At 65.1% G+C, this 21115-nt stretch carries 22 protein-coding genes; 18 read left to right on the top strand and 4 right to left on the bottom strand.

Translation table 11 applies throughout. The annotated features are described in order from the left end of the window. The first annotated feature begins 7 nt into the window (after positions 1-7). Together KW836_RS13175 and KW836_RS13180 are read left to right on the top strand one after the other, a co-directional pair. The gene (locus KW836_RS13175) at positions 8-2608 is read left to right on the top strand and encodes a T6SS effector BTH_I2691 family protein (RefSeq protein ID WP_218343562.1); all 2601 of its coding nucleotides are present in this window, start codon (positions 8-10) and stop codon (positions 2606-2608) included. Further along, entirely contained in the window at positions 2608-3603 is a 996-nt protein-coding gene (locus tag KW836_RS13180; protein ID WP_218343564.1) for a DUF6708 domain-containing protein, read from the top strand. Before KW836_RS13175 ends, KW836_RS13180 begins: the two co-directional genes overlap by 1 nt. A gap of 59 nt (positions 3604-3662) precedes the next feature. Here the strand turns inward: KW836_RS13180 and KW836_RS13185 are convergent, their stop codons facing one another. Further along, positions 3663-4508 (bottom strand): bifunctional transcriptional activator/DNA repair enzyme AdaA, encoded by an 846-nt coding sequence (locus KW836_RS13185; protein ID WP_218343565.1) that lies wholly within the window; start codon positions 4506-4508, stop codon positions 3663-3665. Positions 4509-4644: 136 nt separating this feature from the next. Continuing rightward, the gene (locus tag KW836_RS13190; protein WP_175139174.1) at positions 4645-5385 is read right to left on the bottom strand and encodes a glutamine amidotransferase; all 741 of its coding nucleotides are present in this window, start codon (positions 5383-5385) and stop codon (positions 4645-4647) included. A gap of 170 nt (positions 5386-5555) precedes the next feature. Between KW836_RS13190 and KW836_RS13195 the strand changes: the two genes are divergently transcribed. The 3 genes from KW836_RS13195 (at position 5556) to KW836_RS13205 (ending at position 8224) form a co-directional block, all read left to right on the top strand. Next, positions 5556-5987: an NfeD family protein gene (locus KW836_RS13195; protein WP_191578059.1), complete on the top strand. Its 432-nt coding sequence runs from the start codon at positions 5556-5558 to the stop codon at positions 5985-5987. Between the two features lie 96 nt (positions 5988-6083). Beyond that, entirely contained in the window at positions 6084-7010 is a 927-nt protein-coding gene (locus tag KW836_RS13200; protein WP_008167745.1) for an SPFH domain-containing protein, read from the top strand. Positions 7011-7036: 26 nt separating this feature from the next. Then, positions 7037-8224: a GGDEF domain-containing protein gene (locus KW836_RS13205; protein ID WP_218343566.1), complete on the top strand. Its 1188-nt coding sequence runs from the start codon at positions 7037-7039 to the stop codon at positions 8222-8224. Between the two features lies 1 nt (position 8225). Here KW836_RS13205 and smpB read toward each other — a convergent pair whose 3' ends face one another. Next, on the bottom strand, positions 8226-8735 hold the full coding sequence (gene smpB, locus KW836_RS13210) for an SsrA-binding protein SmpB (protein WP_224776897.1): 510 nt from the start codon (positions 8733-8735) through the stop codon (positions 8226-8228). 137 nt (positions 8736-8872) lie between these two features. Between smpB and KW836_RS13215 the strand changes: the two genes are divergently transcribed. The 7 genes from KW836_RS13215 (at position 8873) to KW836_RS13245 (ending at position 14447) form a co-directional block, all read left to right on the top strand. Further along, a complete protein-coding gene (locus KW836_RS13215; RefSeq protein WP_056316825.1) occupies positions 8873-9307 on the top strand; it encodes a type II toxin-antitoxin system RatA family toxin in 435 nt (144 codons plus the stop codon). Next, the gene (locus KW836_RS13220) at positions 9297-9644 is read left to right on the top strand and encodes an RnfH family protein (protein WP_175121910.1); all 348 of its coding nucleotides are present in this window, start codon (positions 9297-9299) and stop codon (positions 9642-9644) included. The genes KW836_RS13215 and KW836_RS13220 overlap by 11 nt, the downstream gene beginning before the upstream one ends. A 261-nt stretch (positions 9645-9905) precedes the next feature. Beyond that, positions 9906-11060: an acyl-CoA dehydrogenase family protein gene (locus KW836_RS13225; protein ID WP_175121909.1), complete on the top strand. Its 1155-nt coding sequence runs from the start codon at positions 9906-9908 to the stop codon at positions 11058-11060. Beyond that, entirely contained in the window at positions 11057-12232 is a 1176-nt protein-coding gene (locus KW836_RS13230; protein WP_191578054.1) for an enoyl-CoA hydratase/isomerase family protein, read from the top strand. Before KW836_RS13225 ends, KW836_RS13230 begins: the two co-directional genes overlap by 4 nt. 124 nt (positions 12233-12356) lie before the next feature. Next, positions 12357-13247 (top strand): 3-hydroxyisobutyrate dehydrogenase, encoded by an 891-nt coding sequence (gene mmsB / locus KW836_RS13235; RefSeq protein WP_175139178.1) that lies wholly within the window; start codon positions 12357-12359, stop codon positions 13245-13247. A 1-nt stretch (position 13248) separates the two neighbouring features. Further along, a complete protein-coding gene (locus KW836_RS13240) occupies positions 13249-13686 on the top strand; it encodes a PaaI family thioesterase (RefSeq protein ID WP_218343567.1) in 438 nt (145 codons plus the stop codon). Positions 13687-13757: 71 nt separating this feature from the next. Then, complete coding sequence (locus tag KW836_RS13245) at positions 13758-14447, top strand: VIT family protein (protein WP_175121905.1); 690 nt, start codon at positions 13758-13760, stop codon at positions 14445-14447. Between the two features lie 53 nt (positions 14448-14500). Here KW836_RS13245 and KW836_RS13250 read toward each other — a convergent pair whose 3' ends face one another. Next, positions 14501-15499 carry a folate-binding protein YgfZ gene (locus KW836_RS13250; RefSeq protein WP_218343569.1) on the bottom strand — a complete coding sequence of 333 codons (999 nt, stop codon included), beginning with the start codon at positions 15497-15499 and terminating at the stop codon, positions 14501-14503. Positions 15500-15658: 159 nt separating this feature from the next. Here KW836_RS13250 and mltG point away from each other — a divergent pair, with 159 nt between their 5' ends. The 6 genes from mltG (at position 15659) to KW836_RS13280 (ending at position 21052) form a co-directional block, all read left to right on the top strand. Then, positions 15659-16759, top strand: a complete 1101-nt coding sequence (gene mltG, locus KW836_RS13255; protein ID WP_370633025.1) for an endolytic transglycosylase MltG — start codon at positions 15659-15661, stop codon at positions 16757-16759. After that, a complete protein-coding gene (tmk, locus tag KW836_RS13260; protein ID WP_175121902.1) occupies positions 16756-17379 on the top strand; it encodes a dTMP kinase in 624 nt (207 codons plus the stop codon). The genes mltG and tmk overlap by 4 nt, the downstream gene beginning before the upstream one ends. Continuing rightward, positions 17376-18425, top strand: a complete 1050-nt coding sequence (holB, locus tag KW836_RS13265; protein WP_218343571.1) for a DNA polymerase III subunit delta' — start codon at positions 17376-17378, stop codon at positions 18423-18425. Before tmk ends, holB begins: the two co-directional genes overlap by 4 nt. Before the next feature lie 17 nt (positions 18426-18442). Beyond that, positions 18443-19213: a TatD family hydrolase gene (locus tag KW836_RS13270; protein WP_175186124.1), complete on the top strand. Its 771-nt coding sequence runs from the start codon at positions 18443-18445 to the stop codon at positions 19211-19213. Between the two features lie 38 nt (positions 19214-19251). Continuing rightward, complete coding sequence (locus KW836_RS13275) at positions 19252-20130, top strand: ankyrin repeat domain-containing protein (RefSeq protein WP_218343573.1); 879 nt, start codon at positions 19252-19254, stop codon at positions 20128-20130. A gap of 181 nt (positions 20131-20311) precedes the next feature. Next, positions 20312-21052, top strand: a complete 741-nt coding sequence (locus tag KW836_RS13280; RefSeq protein WP_175139186.1) for an IclR family transcriptional regulator — start codon at positions 20312-20314, stop codon at positions 21050-21052. The last annotated feature ends 63 nt before the right edge of the window (positions 21053-21115 follow it).

The raw sequence follows: 21115 nt of genomic DNA on the forward strand, positions 1-21115 counted from the left end.
GACGTCAATGTTCGATTGGAACGACACCTTTAATGCGTGTGCAGAGAATCGCACGCTTCTCGATGGAATCTTGAATCGCGGGGCGGAGGTAACTTGCACTCGGACCTTCACGATACTTCCGCTGCGGTATGGCGCCGTGGGAGGTAGCGCCGAACGGCGCAAACTCCTTCCGTCCTTGCCCGAGCATTTGAATAAGCCAAGCAGAGTGGGCAGTCTGAGCGAATCGACTTACGCCATACGCCCGCTGCGTCAGGGATTCCTGTACGTCCTTGTGCAGCGCGTGAGCGCGGGGACCTATGAATGGCACAGCCAGTACCGGGTATCGGAAGCCGGAACCCTCGCCTACATGAATGCCGACGAGCCGTGGGAGCCGAAACCCGCCGCGGGGCAGGGCATCATGGATGCATACACCGGCTGGAAGTGGATGTTCAAAGTCCATGACGTAGACGACATCAAGGATCTTCGCCTGCTCTTTAGCCCATGCCCTTTGACCAAGGAAACGCTGCGCAGATATCGCTCGCTCCCGGCAAGCAGGGATAAGTTGGTCTCGGTGGATGTCGCCAAACTTGCGTCGCTGCCTACCGAAGAAATGGATTGTGTCCGCTCGCAAGACGGCGTGCTGACTTTTGATCAGCTTGATTGCGTTGCCGACTTCGCGGCTGTAAACCAGCCCAGATTGAGTACGCTGCTCAAAACGCAGGCGTTCAGTATTCTTGCGCCACCCCTGCAGGCGACCCAGGCTGAAATGCGGCCCACGGCCGCGCACAATCGGTTCCGTGGTGCGGCCATCGTCGTAGAGGACGCTCTCGGCATTACTCAGGAACTGAACGCCTGGCGCAATGCGAGTGTCGACGCACTCGATGCATTCATGGCGTACGAGGACAACGAAAAGCTTACCAACCATCGCAAGTTCACGATCGCTTTCGGCATTGAGAACATCAGGAAACTGGTAGAGGACGAAGCCGAGAAACTCTATTACAAGGAGCAGCAGAACTACGGCGTGCGTTACTCGGATCGCGGGTACGAGATGAGCAACAACCACATGACTTTGCAATCGCGGGGTGATTTCATCAACTTTCGCAACCCGCAGCATCAACGGCAAGTTCAGGAAGCCGCAGCCAAGGAGCGCCGTGCCAAAAGTTGGAGCAAGTACGCCGACTACATCGATGAGGAAATGCGTCAGGATTTCCTGAAGCGCTATCGGGAAGAAGTCGATAAGGCGGACGCGGCCAAAGACGCGCGGGCCTCGGACCACCTTCTCTGGCTGCAGAGCGAACCGCTTCTCGACGCGCTCGACACATTTGACCGCAACGATACCGAGCAAGCCTTGCTATTTGAAGACCAAATGGGAAAGGCTATCGCCGGCATGAATGCCACGGCGGTTGGCGAGGAACTGCTTGATCGCTGGCGCAAAGCGGGGATATCCAGAGAAAACCTGTTCTGGCGGTCGTTGGCGCAGAACCAGGAGAGCATGGAAAGCGAAGTGAATCGACTTTTCGGCGAGCGCGAGACGCTGAAATCCGTCGACCCCGTCGCGTTGCAGAACCGACTAAAGAAGCTGGCGGATCTTTACGAAAAGAGCCACGCCATGCTCGATTCGATGGCAGATGCCTCAACGGGCGTAGGTCCACCGTCCGGCCACTTGGTCGGCGGTGCGATGCTGATCAACACGCTAGGCAACTCAACGTTCCAGGGCAAGACTGCTGCCGCCATTGTCGACGCCCCATTCAACAAGCTCGCGGCGTCAGTGCTGCTCTCGCGCCTGGGTCGATACGCGCAGCATTATCGCCTCGAATTGCGGAACGGCAAGGAACTGAGCCGAGGGTCAATGGCACGCATGGGCCGCTCCGCCAGTCGTCAGTTCGAGGAGGCCCTGCGGACGGGAGCAAAAGGTCCAATGACTGAAATCCGCATTGGAAGCACTCTGGTCTTCTTGGAAATGTGGAATCTGTACAACAGACTGACGGCGGAAAACAAGCGAAGCAAGGAGTATGTGGAGATTGTCGCGGCGCTGGTGGCGCTAACTGCAACGGGTTTCGAAGTGGGTGCGGGCGCGGTGAGCTTTGCGGAGAAAAGTGGCAGCGCTGCTGTGCAGCAAGGTGCCAAGGTACTCCGCAGTGGCCTTCGCTTGACGGCGGGGATCTTGGCTGGCGCAGCTTCGCTAGTCGGGGCAACCTATGACTTCCAAGACTTCAATAAGAATTTCGTCTTCAGAAGATTCTCGATAGCTGGCTTTTACTTTTTGCGGGCTAGCGCCCAGCTAGGTGCAGCCACACTATCCGTTGCGGTCGGGATGGGTGCGGCGGGCGCTTACTTGGAGCATTTATCGCGAAGGTATGGAACCAGTCGAATGTTAGGGCGTGCGCTCAACGCGGGCTCCAGGCTGTCAACAGCCCTGGCTGGCCGGATGGTCTTGATGCTCCGCATATTCCTGAGCGTGAATCTCGCGATCTTGGCTTTTGCTGCGGTTGAAATATATATCCTTCCTGATGCTCTGGAACTATTTCTGGATCACTGCTCGTTTCGTAAAAACCGCCGCAACGGTCCAGTGGCGACAGAAGAAATGGAGATCGAACTCATGCAACGATCAGTGAAGGCAGTGTACTGATGTATTTATTGGAGCGCGGTTTTCAGTGGTCGCGAAATTTGATGAGCTACGAGGAAGCGACTGAAGAATTGGGCAAGCAACAACGCCAGCCGGGGCAGGCAGAAATTCGTGCTCCCGAAGGTGTTGGCGAGTGTGTTTGCAGCGACGTCTACGACAATGAGTCGGTATATGCCTTGACCGACTCGGCTATGGATCTTCGCACGCCAAACGATGAGAAGAGAGGAGTAATCACCGCATTTTTAGGATGGATTTATGGGTTTCTGATCTACGCGTGCTTGCGTACCGTGATCGTGTCCGTGGACTACATCCGTCAAGGTCATGGCTACTATGATGATTTGCCACTGGATGGTGAGGATTACTTTTTCCTGATACTTTTTCCGGTGCTCTGGTTTGCGGTCCTATGTATTTTCTTAAAATACACATTACGGTATTTTCGGTTGGAATCCCTCACCGCTCGTCGCATCATCGTTCGTTTCAACCGAGCTACCCGCAAGGTTTACTTGCTACGCCCCGAGCATCTAGGCGGCATCCGTATCATGGATTGGGATAAGACCGAGGTACTTATGGACAAAGGCATGAGCGAACTGGAGGGCACCGGAGGTTTTGTCATTCTGGTTTGGGATCGGGGCGATGGTGTGGATTTGCAGGGAACGCCTACCGATAACATCGAAGTCACCTTCGTGGGTAAACCTACTCGCAATGCCAGCGAGCTCCTGGCGTTTTGGGAGTACATCCGTCGCTACATGGAGGACGGCCCCGCTGCCGCGCCTGCGCCGAAAAGGCTTATCAACAAGTTCCCCTGGCCCTGGCTTTCGTTCAAGGCGGCCTGGGGTTTGGACACTCAGTTCCTGCGCCACAGCCGCTTATGGGTGTTTGTCGTAGCGAACCTATTGATGTTGCCCGCTATCTTGATCCATGCTGCCGGCCACTGGCTTTCGCTGCTGCTGTGCTATGAGCCCAGATTTCCCCGCGACATCGAAGAGGCGGGACGATAATCCCGAAGCTGCTTTTAGCGCACCGAGGGGTCTGGGGCCCAGATCAGGCCGCGCACAGATCAGGCGGCCCGCGCTTCGCGGGCAATGAGTTCGCGCTTGCGGTCAATGCCCCAGCGGTAGCCCGCCAGCGATCCGTCCGTTCGCACTACGCGGTGGCAGGGGATGGCCAGCGCGATGTTGTTGGTGGCGCAGGCGCGGGCGACGGCGCGTACAGCGGCGGGTGCGCCGATGCGTTCGGCCACTTCGGAGTAGGTGGCGGTTTCGCCGAGCGGGATCTCGCACAGCGCCTCCCAGACCTTGCGCTGGAATGCCGTGCCGCGCACGTCCAGCGGCAGGTCCAGGCCGCGCGAAGGATCTTCGACAAAGCCGACCACGTCCGCCACCCAGCTTTCGAACCGGGGGTCGGCGCCGATCAGTTTCGCCGCGTGGAAGCGGTCCTGCAGATTCTGGACCAATCGGCCCGGGTCCTCGTCCAGCGCGATTTCGCAGATGCCGGTGCTGCTGGCGGCCACCAGCAGCGCGCCCAGCGAGCACTGCGCCACCGCGAACCGGATGTCCACGCCTTCGCCGTTCTTGCGGAACGCGGTGGGCGTCATGCCCAGGATGGCGGGGGCGGCTTCGTAGAAGCGTCCGCTTGAATTGAAGCCGGCGTCGTACATGGCGTCGGTGACGCTGGCGCTGTCTTCCAGGCGCTGGCGGGCGCGGCTGGCCCGCAGGGCGTTGGCATATGCCTTGGGCGTGATGCCCGTGGCGGCCTTGAAAATGCGGTGGAAATGGAAGCGACTCATGCCGGCCTGTTCGGCCAGCGCCGACAGATCGGGCGGCTGGTCGGCTTCCAGGGCGCGGCAGGCGCGCTCCACGGCGGCGGCGTGCTGTTTGCTCAAGGGGGCGGCGGCGGGGCTCATAAGGGACTCCTGGCTCTTGCGTGATTTCGTACGCTTGGCGCTATGGTCTCAAGGCTGGCCGGCCTGCGCACTCCGCTTGTTGCGGCTGCCCCTGCCGGCGGTCTCCGCATTGCCGGCGGAGCCGCGGGCGTGGGCGTCAGGCGCCGGGCGCGTAGGTTTCCAGGAACCGGCGCAGCAGGCCGGCCGCCACGGGCGTCGCGCGCACGTTGGCGGACAGCCCCGGCACGTCGAGGTTTTCGGCTGCGTAGCGGCGGCCATAGCGTTCAAGGTGGGCCCGGATGAAGTCCGGGCCGAACTCGGGGTGGAATTGGGTGGAAAAGACGTTGCGGCCGATGCGGATCATCTGGTGCTCGTCCAGGTCCGAGCGCGCCAGCACGGCCGCGCCCGCGGGCAGCTGCAGTACGGTCTGCGCGTGCAGCATCTGGGCGGGGAAGGTGGTCGGCACGCCGGCCATGAGCTGATCGCCGCCGGCCGTCGGCAGCAATTCGACGGTCTGGGTGCCGACTTCGCGGCCGGCGGGGTTGTAGCCGACCTTGCCGCCGAACGCGTGCGCCAGCAATTGATGGCCGTAGCAGACGCCAAACATGGGCAGGCCGGCTTCCAGGGCCTCGCGCAGCCAGGCGGCGGTGTCTTCGCTCCAGGGTTCCTTGTCGGAGACCATGGCGGGCGAACCGGTAATCAAAGCGGCGCGGTAGCTGGAGGGAGCCTGCGGACGCTGGCCTTCGTAGACCGCGACGATGTCGACGGCGCTGGGGGTCAGTCCGGCCGCCTGCATGATTTGTTCGGCATAGCCGCCGAACTGGCTTTTGAGCGTGTCGTCCGGATCGCCGGTATGCAGGATCAGGACGGGGAGAGCAGAAGAAGTTGCAGCGGTCATAAAAGCGTGTGGATGAATAAGGGCGGCGCGAAGGTCCCGCGACCCGGCGCGCCAGGGGCACATCATAATCCAGCGAAAATGTTCCCGTCGGCGCACGGCAATTCCCGCTCCGTCCCGGAAATACGTACAATCCGCTCAGATACTCATCCTTACAGACGATTCTCGAGACTATGTGGATTTGGCTGGGATTGGCCGCGCTGGCCCTCATCGGTGAGCTGGCGACAGGAACCTTCTATTTGCTGCTGGTCGCCTTGGGTCTGGCCGCCGGCGGTATTGCCGCCTGGCTGAATGCGGGCCTGCAATGGGAGCTGGTGGCGTGCGGCGTCGTGCTGCTGCTGGGACTCGTGGTGCTGCGCAAAACGCGGGTACTGAAAAAGCGCGAGGTCAACTCCGCCCGCAACGCCGACGTCATTCTGGACATAGGCCAGACCGTCACGGTCGAGGCCTGGTCCGACAGCGGGTCGACGCGCGTCTGGTACCGCGGCGCACATTGGCAGGCTGAACTGGCCAAGGGGCATGCCGCCCAGCCCGGCGAACACACCATTACTGAATTGCGCGGCTCGATCCTCGTGCTTACTCCCAAGCGCGGCGGCTCGGCATAGCAGAACGCGCCCGCGCAGCGCCGCGGGCAAACGCTGGAACCCTGGCCGGCATGGCGGGGCAGGCCAGCGCACCCACTCGAAAAGAGGCTTCACACCATGATCGATACTTCAACCATCGTGCTGCTCGTCATCGTTGCACTGGCAATCCTGATAGTCGTCAAGGCGATCGCCATCGTGCCGCAGCAGCATGCCTGGGTGGTCGAACGGCTGGGCAAGTTCGACCGCGTCCTGTCGCCGGGCGCCGGATTCGTGATTCCCTTTATCGAACGCGTGGCCTACAAGCATTCGCTGAAGGAAATTCCGCTGGACGTGCCCAGCCAGGTCTGCATCACGCGCGACAATACGCAGCTTCAAGTCGACGGCGTGCTGTACTTTCAGGTCACCGACCCGATGCGCGCGTCGTACGGTTCGTCCAACTACATTTCGGCGATCACGCAGCTGGCCCAGACGACCCTGCGCTCGGTCATCGGCAAGATGGAACTGGACCGCACCTTTGAAGAGCGCGATTCCATCAACAGCAATATCGTCTCGTCGCTGGACGAGGCGGCGCTGAACTGGGGTGTGAAGGTGCTGCGCTACGAAATCAAGGATTTGACGCCGCCCAACGAAATCCTGCGCTCGATGCAGGCACAGATCACCGCCGAACGCGAGAAGCGCGCGCTGATCGCCGCCTCCGAAGGCCGCCGTCAGGAACAGATCAACATCGCCACCGGCGAACGTGAAGCCGCCATTGCACGTTCCGAGGGCGAGAAGCAGGCGCAGATCAACCAGGCGCAGGGCGAAGCCGCCGCGGTGTTGGCGATCGCCGAAGCCACCGCCAAGGCCATCACGCAGGTTGCCGATGCTGTACGCCAGCCGGGCGGCATGGAAGCCGTGAACCTGAAGGTCGCCGAGCGTTACGTCGAGGCGTTCGGCAACGTGGCCAAGGAAGGCAACACGCTCATCCTGCCGGCCAACCTGTCCGACGTGGGCGGCATGATCGCCTCCGCCATGACCATCGTGAAGTCCACGCGCAACACCTGATACCGCGCCTTGCGGCGCGCCCGCCCATGATCGCTCCCGTTAATTTGCTTCTGATAGCAGCGCTGGCGGGAGTGCTTTCCCTTTGCGTGCTGGGGTCGCTGGCGCGCAGCGGCATGGCCGGCATCCGAGAAACCATCCGCGCCAACCTGCTCACGCTGTTGGCGTTTTCTACTTTTGCGCTGCAGAGCACCAAGGCGCCGCTGTGGGCGTCCATCCTGGTGCCCAATACGGCCATCGCGCTTGCCCTCTGTGCGTACTATGCCGGCGTGCGCCGGCTGCTTGGCCTGACGGTGCCCCGGCATCTGATGACGCTGGGCTGCGTGGCCGCGCTGTCGGTCGTGGCAGTCTATACGTACGTGGACTGGCAGGTGGGGCCGCGCATCGTGGCGATGTCGCTGCTGCAGATGGGCTTCATGCTGGCCGTGGCCATCGTCGTCCAGCGCAACATGCCGGCGCACCGCTCGCGCTACAGCTACCGTTTCGTGTGGGTGGTGACGCTGATCTCCGCCGCGGTCTGCGCGCTTCGTGCGGCGGTTTACCTGGTCGAGCTGGACATGGTGTCGGCGTTTCTGGAGCCCACCTTGTGGAGCGTCGCCTTCCTGACGCTGGGGGTGCTGATCATGCCTTGCCTGACGCTGGGCACCATCATGATCATCCACGACCGCATGCTGGCTGATCGCGAACAAGAGGCCAGTACTGACTTCCTGACGGGTCTGATGTCGCGCAAGGCGTGGTGGTTGCAGGCCGAGCGCTATTGCGCCCAGGCCCTGCGCATGCGCCGTCCGCTGACCTTGCTGCTGCTGGACATCGATCATTTCAAGCGCATCAACGATACGCACGGCCACGCAGCCGGCGATGCGGTGCTGCGCCATTTTGGCCTGCTGGCAACGGCTACGCTGCGTACCGGCGATCACGTGGGCCGGGTGGGTGGCGAGGAGTTCTGCGTGCTGTTTGCGGACATGCGCAGCGACGCGGTGCTGGAGGTGGCCGAGCGGCTGCTGGATTCTGTGCGGCGCACGCCGTGTGCGCACGGCGGCAGCACGATTTCGTATACGTTCAGCGCGGGTGTGGAAGACTGGATACCCGGCGAGAACCTGCAGGTGCTGTTTGAACGGGCCGACCGCAAGCTTTATGCGGCCAAGTCGGCGGGGCGCAACCGCATCGTGGGCCCCGGCCACGAGGCCGAGCGCCCGGCGTTGCCGGTGGCCGCGTAGATCAGTCGTCCTTGCTGCGGCGGGGGGCGCGGGTGTCGTGCTTCATGATGCGTTCTTTTTCGCGCGCCCAGTCTTTTTCACGCGCGGTGTCGCGCTTGTCGAACTGCTTCTTGCCGCGGCCCAGCGCGAAGTCCAGCTTGATGCGGCCGTTCTTGTAGTGCAGATTCAGCGGCACCAGCGTGTAGCCGCGCTGCTCGACCTTGCCGATGAGCTTGCTGATTTCTTCGGCCTTGAGCAGCAGCTTGCGCGTGCGCATGGCGTCCGGGTGGATGTGCGTGGAGGCCGTGGGCAGGGGGCTGACGTGCATGCCGAGCAGGAAGAGTTCGCCATCGCGCACGATGACGTAGCTTTCCTTGAGCTGCACGCGGCCGTCCCGGATCGCCTTGACTTCCCAGCCTTGCAGGACAAGGCCGGCCTCGTAGCGGTCTTCGATGAAATAGTCGTGCGTGGCCTTGCGGTTGTCGATAATGCTCATAAAGCCTTCTTGCTGGGATTCTGCGAATCTGGCTATCCGGCCGATTGCGGGTTGTTGCGAACGGGGATTGCTCGTTATTCTGCGCGATGTGCTGGTCCAGTGTTTCGGCCCATTTAGGCCCACAAAGCGCTGTGCCGGTAAAATCTTGCCATTCTAGCCATTTGCGATAGTCGATGCACAAAGTACAACGATCCGTCCTGGTGCCTTACAGCGCCGCCCAGATGTTCGACCTGGTCGCCGACGTGGAGAAGTACCCCGAGTTCATGCCGTGGTGTGGCGGCGCCGAGGTGCAGACCCGCGACGAACACGGCATGCAGGCCTCCATCCTGATTTCCTTTGCGGGCATGAAGCAGCGCTTCACCACGCGCAATACCCACGTCTATCCCGAGCGGATCGACCTGGAACTCGTGGATGGTCCGTTCTCCAGCCTGGTGGGCCATTGGGTGTTCCAGCCGCTGGCCGAAGACGCCTGCAAGGTCCTGTTCACCATGGAATATGCGTTCTCGAACCGGCCGTTGGAGATGGTGGTGGGGCCGGTCTTCAACCGCATTGCGACCAGCTTCATTGATTCCTTCACCAAGCGCGCGCAGGCCAAGTATGGCGAGTGAGGCGTCCGCGGCAGGGCAGATCGGCGTCGTCGTCTGCTACGCCTTGCCCGGCCACGCGTGGCAGCGGGAAGTGCGCCTGCCCGACGGTGCGACGGTCGAAGACGCGCTGGCCGCCAGCGGATTTGCGCAGGCGTTTCCTGTGGTCAAGCCATGGGAACGGGGCGTGGGCGTCTTTGGCCGCGCCACCGAGCCGCACGCGCGCCTGGCCGATGGTGACCGCGTGGAAATCTATCGCGGGCTGACCTTCGACCCCAAGGAATCGCGCCGTCGCCGCGCCGAGCACCGCCGCACCAAGACCGCCCGCAATGGGCGCGTCAGGCCGGCGGGGCTGCTGTAGCTCGCTGCACTGACGCCCTGATCGCCACCCCGGCGTGACACCGCCGCGGCGCGTCGCCCTGTTTCCCTGCTGGCGGCCGTCGCCGCCGGCCGTCTCCGCACATTGTCGTCAATAAGACAAAACACCCGGCCGCTTCGGGCGTAACATTAACCCGGGTGTCCGTTTACGTTTACGTCAACGTCATGTCAAAATCGGCGGGCTGGCGTTCACGAGACGGCAGCAACGCCACCAGACAATACCGACTACAACAGGAGACAGGCTGTGGACTTGGAACTGACCGACGAGCAGCGCGCGTTTGCGCAGGCCGCGCGCGATTACGCAGAGGGCGAACTGGCTCCCCACGCCGCGCGCTGGGATGCCGAGGGTATCTTCCCCCGCGAAGCCTTCGCCCGGGCGGGCGAGATGGGCTTTTGCGCAATCTACGCCAGCGAAGACATCGGCGGCCTGGGTCTGCCGCGACTGGATGCCACGCTGGTGTTCGAGGAAATGGCGGCGGTGGATCCGTCCACGACGGCGTTCCTGACGATACACAACATGGCGACCTGGATGGTGGGCAAGTGGGGCCAGCCGGGCCTGCGAGACGCCTGGGGTCCTTTGCTCGCCAGCGGCGAAAAGCTGGCCTCGTATTGCCTGACGGAGCCGGGCGCCGGTTCCGACGCGGCATCGCTTGCCACGCGAGCGCAGCGCGACGGCGACAGCTACATCGTCAACGGGGCCAAGGCCTTCATCTCCGGAGGCGGCGACACCGACCTGCTGGTGGTGATGGCCCGCACCGGCGGCGAGGGCGCCGCGGGCATCAGCGCCTTTGCGATTCCGGCCGACAGCGAGGGCATCGGCTACGGCCGCAAGGAAGAGAAGATGGGCTGGAACAGCCAGTCCACGCGCCCCATCACCTTTGAAAACGTCCGCGTGCCGGCCGCCAACATGCTGGGCGTGGAAGGCGAGGGCTTCAAGATCGCCATGAAGGGCCTGGACGGCGGCCGGATCAATATCGGCACGTGCTCGGTGGGCGCCGCACAAGGGGCGCTGGACGCTGCCCGCCGTTACATGGACGAGCGTCGTCAGTTCAACCGCCGCCTGGCGGAATTCCAGGCGTTGCAATTCAAGCTCGCGGACATGGCCACCCACCTGGTCGCGGCGCGCCAGATGGTGCGGCTTGCAGCCTGCAAGCTGGACGCAGGCGCGGCTGACGCGTCCACCTATTGCGCGATGGCCAAGCGCTTTGCCACCGACATGGGCTTCCAGATCTGCCTGGACGCGCAACAGATCCATGGTGGTTATGGTTACCTGAAAGACTATCCCTTGGAGCGTCTGGTGCGCGATACTCGCGTTCATCAGATTCTGGAGGGCACCAACGAGATCATGCGCGTGATCATTGCCCGCCAATTGTTGGAAAAAGGAGCCGACATAAGATGAATGCACCGGTGCTGTTCGAAGAAAGATCCGCTGCCAATGGAATGCGTTTCGGCATTGCGACGCTGAACGCGCCGCAAACGCTGAACGGCCTGTCGCTCGAGATGGTGGACCTGCTGGCTGACCGTCTGGACGCGTGGGCGCGGGATCCCGGTGTGGCATTGGTGGTGCTGCAAGGCGCGGGCGACAAGGCGTTCTGCGCCGGCGGCGATCTGCACGGCCTGTACCGCAGCATGCAAGAGAACGCGGGCAAGCCCGGCTGGAGCAACACTTACGCGCGCACCTTCTTCGAACGCGAATACCGGCTGGACTATCGCATCCACACCTATCCGAAGCCCGTGCTGTGCTGGGGCCACGGCATCGTCATGGGCGGCGGCATTGGCCTGATGATGGGCGCCAGCCACCGCGTCGTCAGCGAGACCTCCCGCCTGGCCATGCCGGAGGTGTCGATCGGGCTGTTCCCGGACGTGGGCGGAAGCTGGCTGCTGAACCGTATGCCGGGCCGCAGCGGCGTGTTCCTGGCGCTGACGGGCGCGCAGTTGAACACGTCCGACGCCTTCTTTGCGGGTCTGGCGGACTTCCGCCTGAACAGCGCGGACTGGCCTGCGCTGCTGTCGTCGCTGGAACAGCAGCCGTGGGCCGGGCAGGCCGCAGGCGCTGCCGAAGACGCCATTCCGCCGCGCTCCATCAACGACGGCCTGTTGCGCCGCGCGCTGACCGCCCTTGAGCCGGCCACGCCGCTGGAACCCGGCCCGCTGCGCCAGCACTCGTTTGTCGTCAACAACCTGTGCAACGGCAACCGGCTGGACGACATCTACGAGGAACTGTCCTTCCTGAAGGACCACGAGGATCCGTGGCTGTCGCGCGCCGCCAAGACCATGCTGGCGGGCTCGCCCGGATCGGTGCGGCTGGCGTTCGCGCTGCAGCAGCGCACGCGCCTGCGGTCGCTGGATGACGTGTTCCGCGTCGAGTACATCGCCGCGCTGGCATGCACCGCGCATGGCGATTTTGCCGAGGGCATCCGCGCGTTGCTGGTCGACAAGGACAAGAACCCGCGCTGGAACCCGGCCGTCATCGACATGGCCACCGACGCCTGGGTGCAGAAATTCTTTGAGGAACCCTGGCCTGAGGGGGAGCCGCATCCGCTGGCCGATCTGGGGCAGGAAGGGCGCTGATCGGTCGCTGATAGAGGCCGGCCCGCCAGTCGGCCCTTGGCTTCTGCCCGTCACGCAGGTCACGCAGTTACGCAGGTCACGATGAATCCATACCTACAGCAATAGCAACAGGAGACAAGACATCATGAGCAGCATCGCGTTTATCGGTTTGGGCAACATGGGCGCGCCCATGGCATTGAACCTGGTCAAGGCCGGCCACAGCCTGAAGGTGTTTGACCTGGTGCCGGCGGCCATCAAGCTGCTGACCGACGCCGGCGCGACGGCGGCGGCGTCCGCGTCGGAAGCGGTCGAAGGGGCCGAGGTCGTGATCTCGATGCTGCCGGCCAGCAAGCACGTCGAGGGCCTGTACCTGGATCAGGATCTGCTCGGCAAGATCGCTTCGAGCGCGCTGGTCATCGAATGCAGCACGATCGCGCCGGATTCGGCGCGCAAGGTGGCCCAGGCGGCCGAGGCGCGCGGCATCGCCATGATCGACGCGCCGGTCTCGGGCGGCACGGGCGGCGCGGCCGCGGGCACGCTGACCTTCATCGTGGGCGGCGCCGAAGCCTCGCTGGAACGCGCGCGTCCCGTGCTCGAGAAAATGGGCAAGAACATCTTCCATGCGGGCCCGGCAGGCGCGGGGCAGGTGGCCAAGATCTGCAACAACATGCTGCTCGGCATCCTGATGGCCGGCACGTCCGAGGCGCTGGCGCTGGGCGTGGCCAACGGTCTTGATCCCAAGGTGCTGTCGGACATCATCGCCAAGAGCTCGGGGCGCAACTGGGCGACCGAACTCTACAACCCGTGGCCTGGCGTCATGGAGCATGCGCCGGCGTCCAAGGGCTATGCCGGCGGCTTTGGCGTGGACCTGATGCTCAAGGATCTGGGCCTGGCGGCCGAGGCGGCGCTGTCGGCGCGCGCCTCGATTCCGCTGGGCGAGCTGGCGCGCAATCTGTATTCGCTGCATAGCGGCGGCGGCTCCGGCAAGCTGGACTTTTCCAGCATCGTCAACCTGGTCAAGCGCGAGCAGGACTGACGTGACGCCGACCAACGCCGCTGTGGACCCGGCCTCGCGGGTCCAGGCCAGTTTCAGCCAGCAAAGCATCATGGCGCTGCTGGGCGCCAAGTTGGACACGGTCGAGCCGGGCAGGGTGGACATCGTTCTGCCTTACCGCGCCGACCTCTGCCAGCAGAACGGCTATCTGCACGCGGGCATTTCCACCACCATTGCCGATAGTGCGGGCGGCTATGCCGCGTTCACGCTGTTCGGACCGGGCGAGGACGTGCTGACGTCGGAGTTCAAAATGAACTTCCTGGCGCCCGCAAAGGGTGACCGTTTTGTCGCGAGCGGGCGCGTGGTCAAGCCGGGCAAGCGTCTTTCGGTCTGCCAGGTGGAAATGCATGCCTACGACGGCGAACACGCCACGCTGTGCGTGATAGGCTTGCTGACCGCGGTGCGCGTGACGCCGCGATGAACTCCGCGCGGGGCGCCGGGCCATGCCTGGCGCGCCTCGCGTCTGTCGCGCCTCGCATGGGTTTTCCGGCAATGCCAGCAAAAGAACATCATCGAATTTTCCGCAGCAACTGGCTGCGCGCCGCGGTGCTGGGCGCCAACGACGGCATCGTCTCGACAGCCAGCCTCATCACCGGCGTTGCCGCGGCCCAGGCCTCGCATGGCGCCATTCTGACTTCCGGACTGGCGGGCCTCGTGGCCGGCGCCTTGTCGATGGCGGCGGGCGAATACGTGTCGGTGCGCACCCAGGCCGACACCGAAGCCGCCGACCTGCGCATGGAACAACGCTCGCTAAAGCGCAATTCCGGCGAAGAGCTGGCCGAACTGGTGGACATTTATGTGGCCCGGGGGCTGACGCGCGATCTGGCGGAACAGGTGGCGCGCCAGCTCACCAGCCACGACGCGCTGGACGCGCACGCGCGCGACGAACTGGGCATCTCGCTGCACAACCGTGCGCGACCGGTGCAGGCGGCGCTGGCGTCGGCCGCGTCGTTCGCCGGCGGCGCCGCAGTGCCGCTGGCGGTGGCGGCGGTGTCGCCCGGACCGCACCTGATCGGCTGGGTCATCGGCGCGTCGGTGTGCTGTCTGGCGGCGCTTGGCACCATGGCCGCGAAGGCGGGCGGTGCGCCCAAGCTGCCCGCCGCGTTGCGCGTCACCGTGCTGGGCGCGGCGGCGATGGCCGTGACGGCCGGCGTGGGGGCGTTGTTCGGGGTGGCGGTCTGACGATGGCCGCCAGGCCTGCGCGCGCGGGCTTCTGCGCGGCAGGCCCGGAAGGATCAGGGATTGATCGAGTACGGCAGCGGCGCCGCCGCGATGCGGGGACCGTCGGCGCTGGCCAGACGCAGATCGCCTTCGGGCAGCGCGGCCAGCGTGGTTTCGAACAGCACCGACACGACACCCGCGTCGGTGGCGGCTTGCACCACGCGGCCAATGGCTTCGCCGGGCTGCGCGGCGTCGAACACATCCACCCCCGCGAGCGCCGGGACTTTCAGGCCGGCGTCGGCAACGGTGCCGTAGGCCATGCGCCGTTTGACGGTGCCCCGGTAGTGGCTGCGCGCCACGACTTCCTGGCCGGGATAACAGCCCTTGGTGAAGCTGACGCCCTGGATCAGGTCCAGATTGACCGTTTGCGGAATGAAGACATCCTGCGTGGCGGCGGCAATCCAGGGAATGCCGGCCGCCAGGTCTCCTGCATGCCAGTGCGCGGCCGGCGCCAGTCCCAGCGCCTGCGTGAGCGCGCCGGATTGTTCCAGCTGCGCGTCCGAGGCGATCCACCACCAGCGCAGGCGGTCGTCGGCCGACGGCGCGACGATCCACGTGCCGGACGGCAGGTCCGCGCGCTGCCAGGTGGCGCGCGGCAACGTGCCCGTCAGGGCTTCCAGCGCGGCGGCCTGTTCCGAGGTGGCCTGCACCCCGGCCACGTGCAGCGGCGCGGCGGCCAGCTTGACCTTGGCGCGCAGCACGAACATGGACAGGCGCTTGATGAGGGCCTGGGACAGGTCCTGCCGGACCATGCCGTAGAACTGGGGCGCGTCATCGGCATCGCCCGCCCCGCGCCACATGACCAGCGTGGCCAGCAGGCGGCCCTTGGCGGTGCAATAGCCGGCCAGGCGGGCGGCGTCCGGGGTCAGACCGGTGACGTCCTGCGTGAGCTGGCCGTGCAGAAAGGTGAGGGCGTCGGCGCCGGCGGCGGTGAAGACCGTCAGATCTTCCAGCGGGGCGCATTGGGCGCAACCTTCGGCGCGGACGGGAATCGAAGCGTAATAGGCGTGCATGGCGGCGGGGTTATCGCGTCATCAAAGTGCTGATGATAGCCCCGATCCCGGCACGGGCTTGCCATGTCCCCGATGGGCAAAGGGGCGCGCCGCGCCATCCGGCCCCGGTTGTGTCCCGGGCAAGGCCCGCGATCCATTAAACTTCCGACACTTATGAAGATGCGACTCCGAAATTTCGTCCTGTGGTTCCTGCTGCTCATCGTTCTGGCCGTTGGCGGCGCGGTGGGCGCTGCCTACATGTGGATGCACCGCCCGATGACGCTGGCGGCCGACAAGATCGACTTTGTGGTGGATCCGGGCAGCAGTCCGCGCACCGTCGCGCGCGCGCTCAACGCGGCCGGCGTGCCGATGTGGGAGCCCGGTTTCGTGTGGATGGCGCGTCTGTCTGAACGCGACAAGCTGATGAAGGCGGGCGGCTATCAGGCGATCAATGGCGATACGCCGTGGCTGCTGCTCGAACGCCTGGCGCGCGGCGACATGACCCAGCGCCAGATCACGTTCCTGGAAGGCTGGACCTATCGCCAGATCCGCCAGGCGCTGCGCGACAACCCGGACGTCAAGCAGACGCTGGACGGCGTCAGCGACGAAGACTTGCTGGAGCGGCTGGGCTCGAGCATCAAGCACCCTGAAGGTCTGTTCTTCCCCGACACCTATATCTTCACGCCGGGCAGCACCGACTTTGACCTGCTGCGCCGCGCCTACCAGGAAGGGCAGCGCATCCTGAACGACACCTGGGACAAGCGCCAATCCGACGTGGCCGTCGCCACGCCCTATGAAGCGCTGGTCCTGGCGTCGATCATCGAGAAGGAAACCGGCCACGGTCCGGAGCGCCGCCGCGTGTCGGGCGTGTTCACCAACCGGCTGAAGATCGGCATGTTGCTGCAGACCGACCCGACCGTGATCTACGGCATGGGCGAGGCCTACCAGGGCCGCATCCGCAAGCGCGACCTGCAGACCGACACGCCCTGGAACACCTACACGCGTCCGGGCCTGCCGCCCACGCCGATCGCCGCGCCGGGCCGCGCCGCCTTGCTGGCCGCCGTGCAGCCCGAACAGCACAAGTTCCTGTATTTCGTCTCGCGCGGCAACGGCACCAGCGAGTTCTCGGCCAATCTGTCCGAGCACAACCGCAACGTCGCCCGCTACATTCTGGGTCAGGGCCAGCGCGCCACGCCCGCACCCGCGCCTACGCCAACTCCCGCGCCCGCCGCCGCGCCGGCCGACCCCGAACCCGAATCAGCACAAGGACAAGATCAATGACCTCACGCGGACGCTTCATTACGCTGGAGGGCGTGGACGGCGCGGGCAAGAGCACGCACACGGACTGGATCGCGGATTTCCTGCGGGGGCAGGGCCTTGAGGTCGTGTCCACCCGCGAGCCGGGCGGCACCCCGCTTGGCGAAAAACTGCGCGCGCTGGTGCTGAACGATGCCATGGGGCTGGACACCGAAACGCTGCTGATGTTTGCCGCCCGTTGCGAACACGCCCGCCAGGTCATTGAGCCGGCGATTGCGCGCGGCGCGTGGGTCGTCTGCGACCGCTACACCGACGCCAGCTACGCCTATCAGGGCGGCGGCCGCGGCCTGGGCGCCGAGCGCGTGGCGGTCCTGGAAGACTGGATGCGCGCCGGCCGCCCGGACCGGACCTGGCTGTTCGACGTGCCGCTGGAAGTTGCGCGGGCGCGGCTGGCCGATGCGCGCGAGCCCGACCGCTTCGAGCGCGAAGGCGCGGCGTTCTTCGAGCGCACCCGCGAGGCCTATCATGCCCGGGCCAAGGCCGATCCCGACCGTATCCGCGTCGTCGATTCCACCCGTTCCATTGCTCAGATCCGCGCAGACCTCGAGGCGGGCCTGCGCGAGCTGCTGGCCGTTCCCGCATGAGCGCGCCCCAGTTCCACCCCTGGCAGATGGAGACGGCCCGTGCGTGGCTGGGCAATCGTGACCGGTTCGCGCATGCCTGGCTGGTGCACGGGCTGGCCGGCATCGGCAAGCTGGATTTCGCCATCGCGGCGGCAGCCAGCCTGCTGTGCGAGACGCCCGAGAACGGGCTGGCTTGCGGCCACTGCGCGGCCTGCAACTGGTTCGCCAGCGGCAATCACCCGGACCTGCGCCGTATCCGCCCCGAGGCGGTGGCCGTGGAAGAGGGCGCGGACGCGGCCGAACAGGCCGAAGACGCCGAGCCAGCGGCGGGCGCCGCCAAGCGCGCGCCCTCCAAGGAAATCCGTATCGACCAGATCCGCTCGCTGGAGTCCTGGTTCAACACCGCCACGCACCGTGGCGGCTGGCGCGTGGCGCTGCTGTATCCCGCCCATGCGCTGAACGTCGTGTCATCCAACGCCTTGCTCAAGGTGCTGGAAGAACCGCCTCCCCATACCGTCTTCCTGCTGGTCGCGGACGCGCCGGACCGGTTGCTGCCCACGCTGGTGTCGCGCTGCCGCCGGCTGCCGCTGCCCGCGCCCGATGCGGATACGGCGCTGCAATGGTTGCGTGACCAGAACGTGGAACCGGCGCGCGAATGGCTGGCTGCCGCAGGCGGCGCGCCGCTGGCGGCATTGCGGTTGGCGCAGTCGGGCGAATCCGCCTGTCCGGCGTGGCTGGGCCAGTTGGTCAATCCGTTGTCCAAGGGCCAGACGCCCGATGTCGGCACGCTGGCCGAATCCCTGGAAAAGGTGGCGGCGGCTGAATGGATCGATGCCTTGCAACGGCTCTACACCGATCTGATGCTGGCCAGCGCGGGCGCGCCGGTGCGCTATTTCCCGTCGCTGCAAGCCGGTGTGACGCAGGTCGCCGCCCGTATCAATCCCGCCCGCGTGGCCGAATCGGCCCGCTGGCTGACGCGCCAGCGCGCGCTGGCCACGCACCCGCTGAACGCCAAGCTTTTCGCCCACGCCACCCTGCAACGCGTGGTGCTATCCTGCCAGGCGTAAGCCCTACCAGACTCTCCATGTACGTCGATTCACACTGTCATCTGAATTTTCCCGAGCTTGCCAACGATCTGCCGGCCATTCTTGACCGCATGACCGCCAATCAAGTCACGCACGCGCTGGTCGTCAGCGTCAATATGCCGGAATGGCCCGGCCTGATGTCGCTGGTCGAGCCCGAGCCGCGCCTGTGGGCGTCGGTGGGTGTGCACCCCGACTACGAAGATACGCCGGACCCCACGCCCGAAGAACTGGTGCGCCTGGCCGAGCATCCCAAGGTCGTGGCCATTGGCGAAACCGGGCTGGACTACTACCGGCTGTCCGAACCGCTGGACTGGCAGCGCGAACGTTTCCGCCGCCACATCCGCGCCGCGCGCGACGCGGGCCTGCCGCTCATCGTGCACACCCGGTCGTCCGCTGAGGACACCGTGCGCATGCTGGCCGAGGAAAAGGCGGCCGAGGCGGGCGGCGTAATGCACTGCTTCACCGAGACCTGGGAAGTGGCGCAGGCCGCGCTGGACCAGAACTTCTACATTTCGCTGTCCGGCATCGTCACGTTCAAGAACGCGCAGATCGTGCACGAAGTGGCCGCCAAGGTCCCGCTGGACCGGTTGCTGATCGAAACCGACTCGCCGTACCTGGCGCCGGTGCCGTTCCGCGGCAAGCTCAATGATCCGTCCAAGGTGATCCACGTGGCCGAAAAGATCGCGGACCTGCGCGGTATCACGGCGGCCGAGGTCGCGCGCGCATCTACCGACAATTTCTTCAAGCTGTTCAGCAAGATCAAGAAATAGGTCATCCCGATTCACTGAATTTGCATCCGAGGACAGCCATGGCCATCCGCATCGCCTCCGCCCGTCAAGCCTTCCTGTCATGCGGCCGCGCCGGTCTACTGGCGCTGGCCATCGGCCTGGCCGCACCCGCGGCGCAGGCCGCCAATCCCGCCGATTGGTGGGTCTACGTCGCCAACGATTATCCCGATGACATCAAGGATCTGCTGGCGCAAGGCTCGGATCCCAACGTGCGCTACAAGAACGGCCAGCCGGCCATCATGCGCGCGGTCGTGGACAACGCCTGGAACGTCTTCGACGTGCTGGCCGCGGACAAGCGCACCGACGTCAACGCCGAGAACCCGGCGGGCGAGACGCCGCTGATGTACCTGGCCATTGCTGGGCAAACCGAACGCGCCAAAAAGCTGATCGCCCGTGGCGCGCAGGTCAACCGCCTGGGCTGGACGCCGCTGCATTACGCCGCGTCCAAGGGGCAGATGGAGATGGCGCGCTTGCTGCTGGCGAACAAGGCCATGGTCAATGCGCCCGCGCCCAATGGCGAGACGCCGCTGATGATGGCGGCGCTGTCCGGCCGCAAGCCCATGGTCGAGCTGCTGCTCAAGGCCGGCGCCGACGTTACCACGCAGGACACGAAGGGGCAGGACGCCGCCGCGTGGGCGGCCACGGGCAAGTCGGCGTCGCTGGCCGCCGAGCTGACGGCCTTGGTCGAGAAGGAAGAGGACGCCAGGCGCAAACGCCGCGCAGCCGCGCAGGGCGCGCCCCAGCGAGCGGATACCGCGCCGGCGGCTGAGGCGCCGGCGGCGGTTCCAGCGCCTGCGGCCCCGTCGGCGCCGGCACCGGCCGCTTCGGCGCCCGGTGGTGGTGTGAAGGGCGTCTCCGGCGTCGGGTTGTCGGATTACGAGAAGCCCCCCGCGCCGTGATGATCGCCGGTAGATGCGGAAACATCCCGCTACCGGCCCATCAAAACCCGCCTCACGGCGGGTTTTTTTACGCCCGGTTTTCGGGGTTTTCCCTTGCGATTCTCAACGGATGGGAAAAATCGGAAGGGAAACCGCCACAAATTGATAATCTCGCTCCTATATTGCTGGGAGTTGAATCTTCATGTCGGAATCGTCTGTCGGGGCGGGCGCGGATCGCGTCCTGTATGTGCTGGCCACCCTGGCCCGGCACGACGGCCCGCTCAGCATTGCCGCCCTGGCCGAGAAAACGGGCCTGGCGCAGAGCACGCTCTACCGGCAGATCGCGCTCCTCAAGCGCTGGGGATTCGTCGCCGAACACGAAGGCGAGTACGGACCCGGCCCGCTGTGCGTGCAGCTCGCCTGGGGCTTTGACCAGTCGTCGTTTCTGATTCACGAAGCGCAACCCGACATGGCGGCGCTGGCCGCGTCGTCCGGCGAAACCATCGGCCTGCTCGTCGCCGTGAAGGACCAGGCCGTGTGCCTGGACATGGTGGAAAGCCAGCATCCGCTGCGCTGCTCGTTCACCAAGGGCCGCGGGCTGCCGCTGGCGCGCGGCGCGTCGGCCAAGTCGCTGCTCGCGTTCATGCCGCAGGCCCGCCTGCAGGCCGCGCTGACCTACCTGGCCGACGAAGCCGGCGTGGATGCCGCCCGCCTGACCGGCGAGCTGGAGGCCATCCGCGCGCAGGGCTATGCGGTGACCGACAGCGAAGTCGACGCCGGTGTGTGGGGCGTGAGCGTGCCGATCTTTCAACGGGCGAACCAGGCCGTGGCCTCGATCACGCTGATGGCGCCGTCCACCCGCGCCGCGCAGCATCCGGACGCGCTGATCGAGATGACCCTCGCGGCCGCCCGCCGCATCTCGGAGCGCCTGAAGGCCGCCTGACGCCGTATTGTCCGCCTTATCGAATACCTGTTTCACCTGCTTCATCGCTTAGCCCGTTCCTAG

The organism is Achromobacter sp. ACM05, assembly GCF_019218915.1.
In the GTDB taxonomy this organism is placed as follows: Bacteria; Pseudomonadota; Gammaproteobacteria; order Burkholderiales; family Burkholderiaceae_B; genus Achromobacter; species Achromobacter animicus.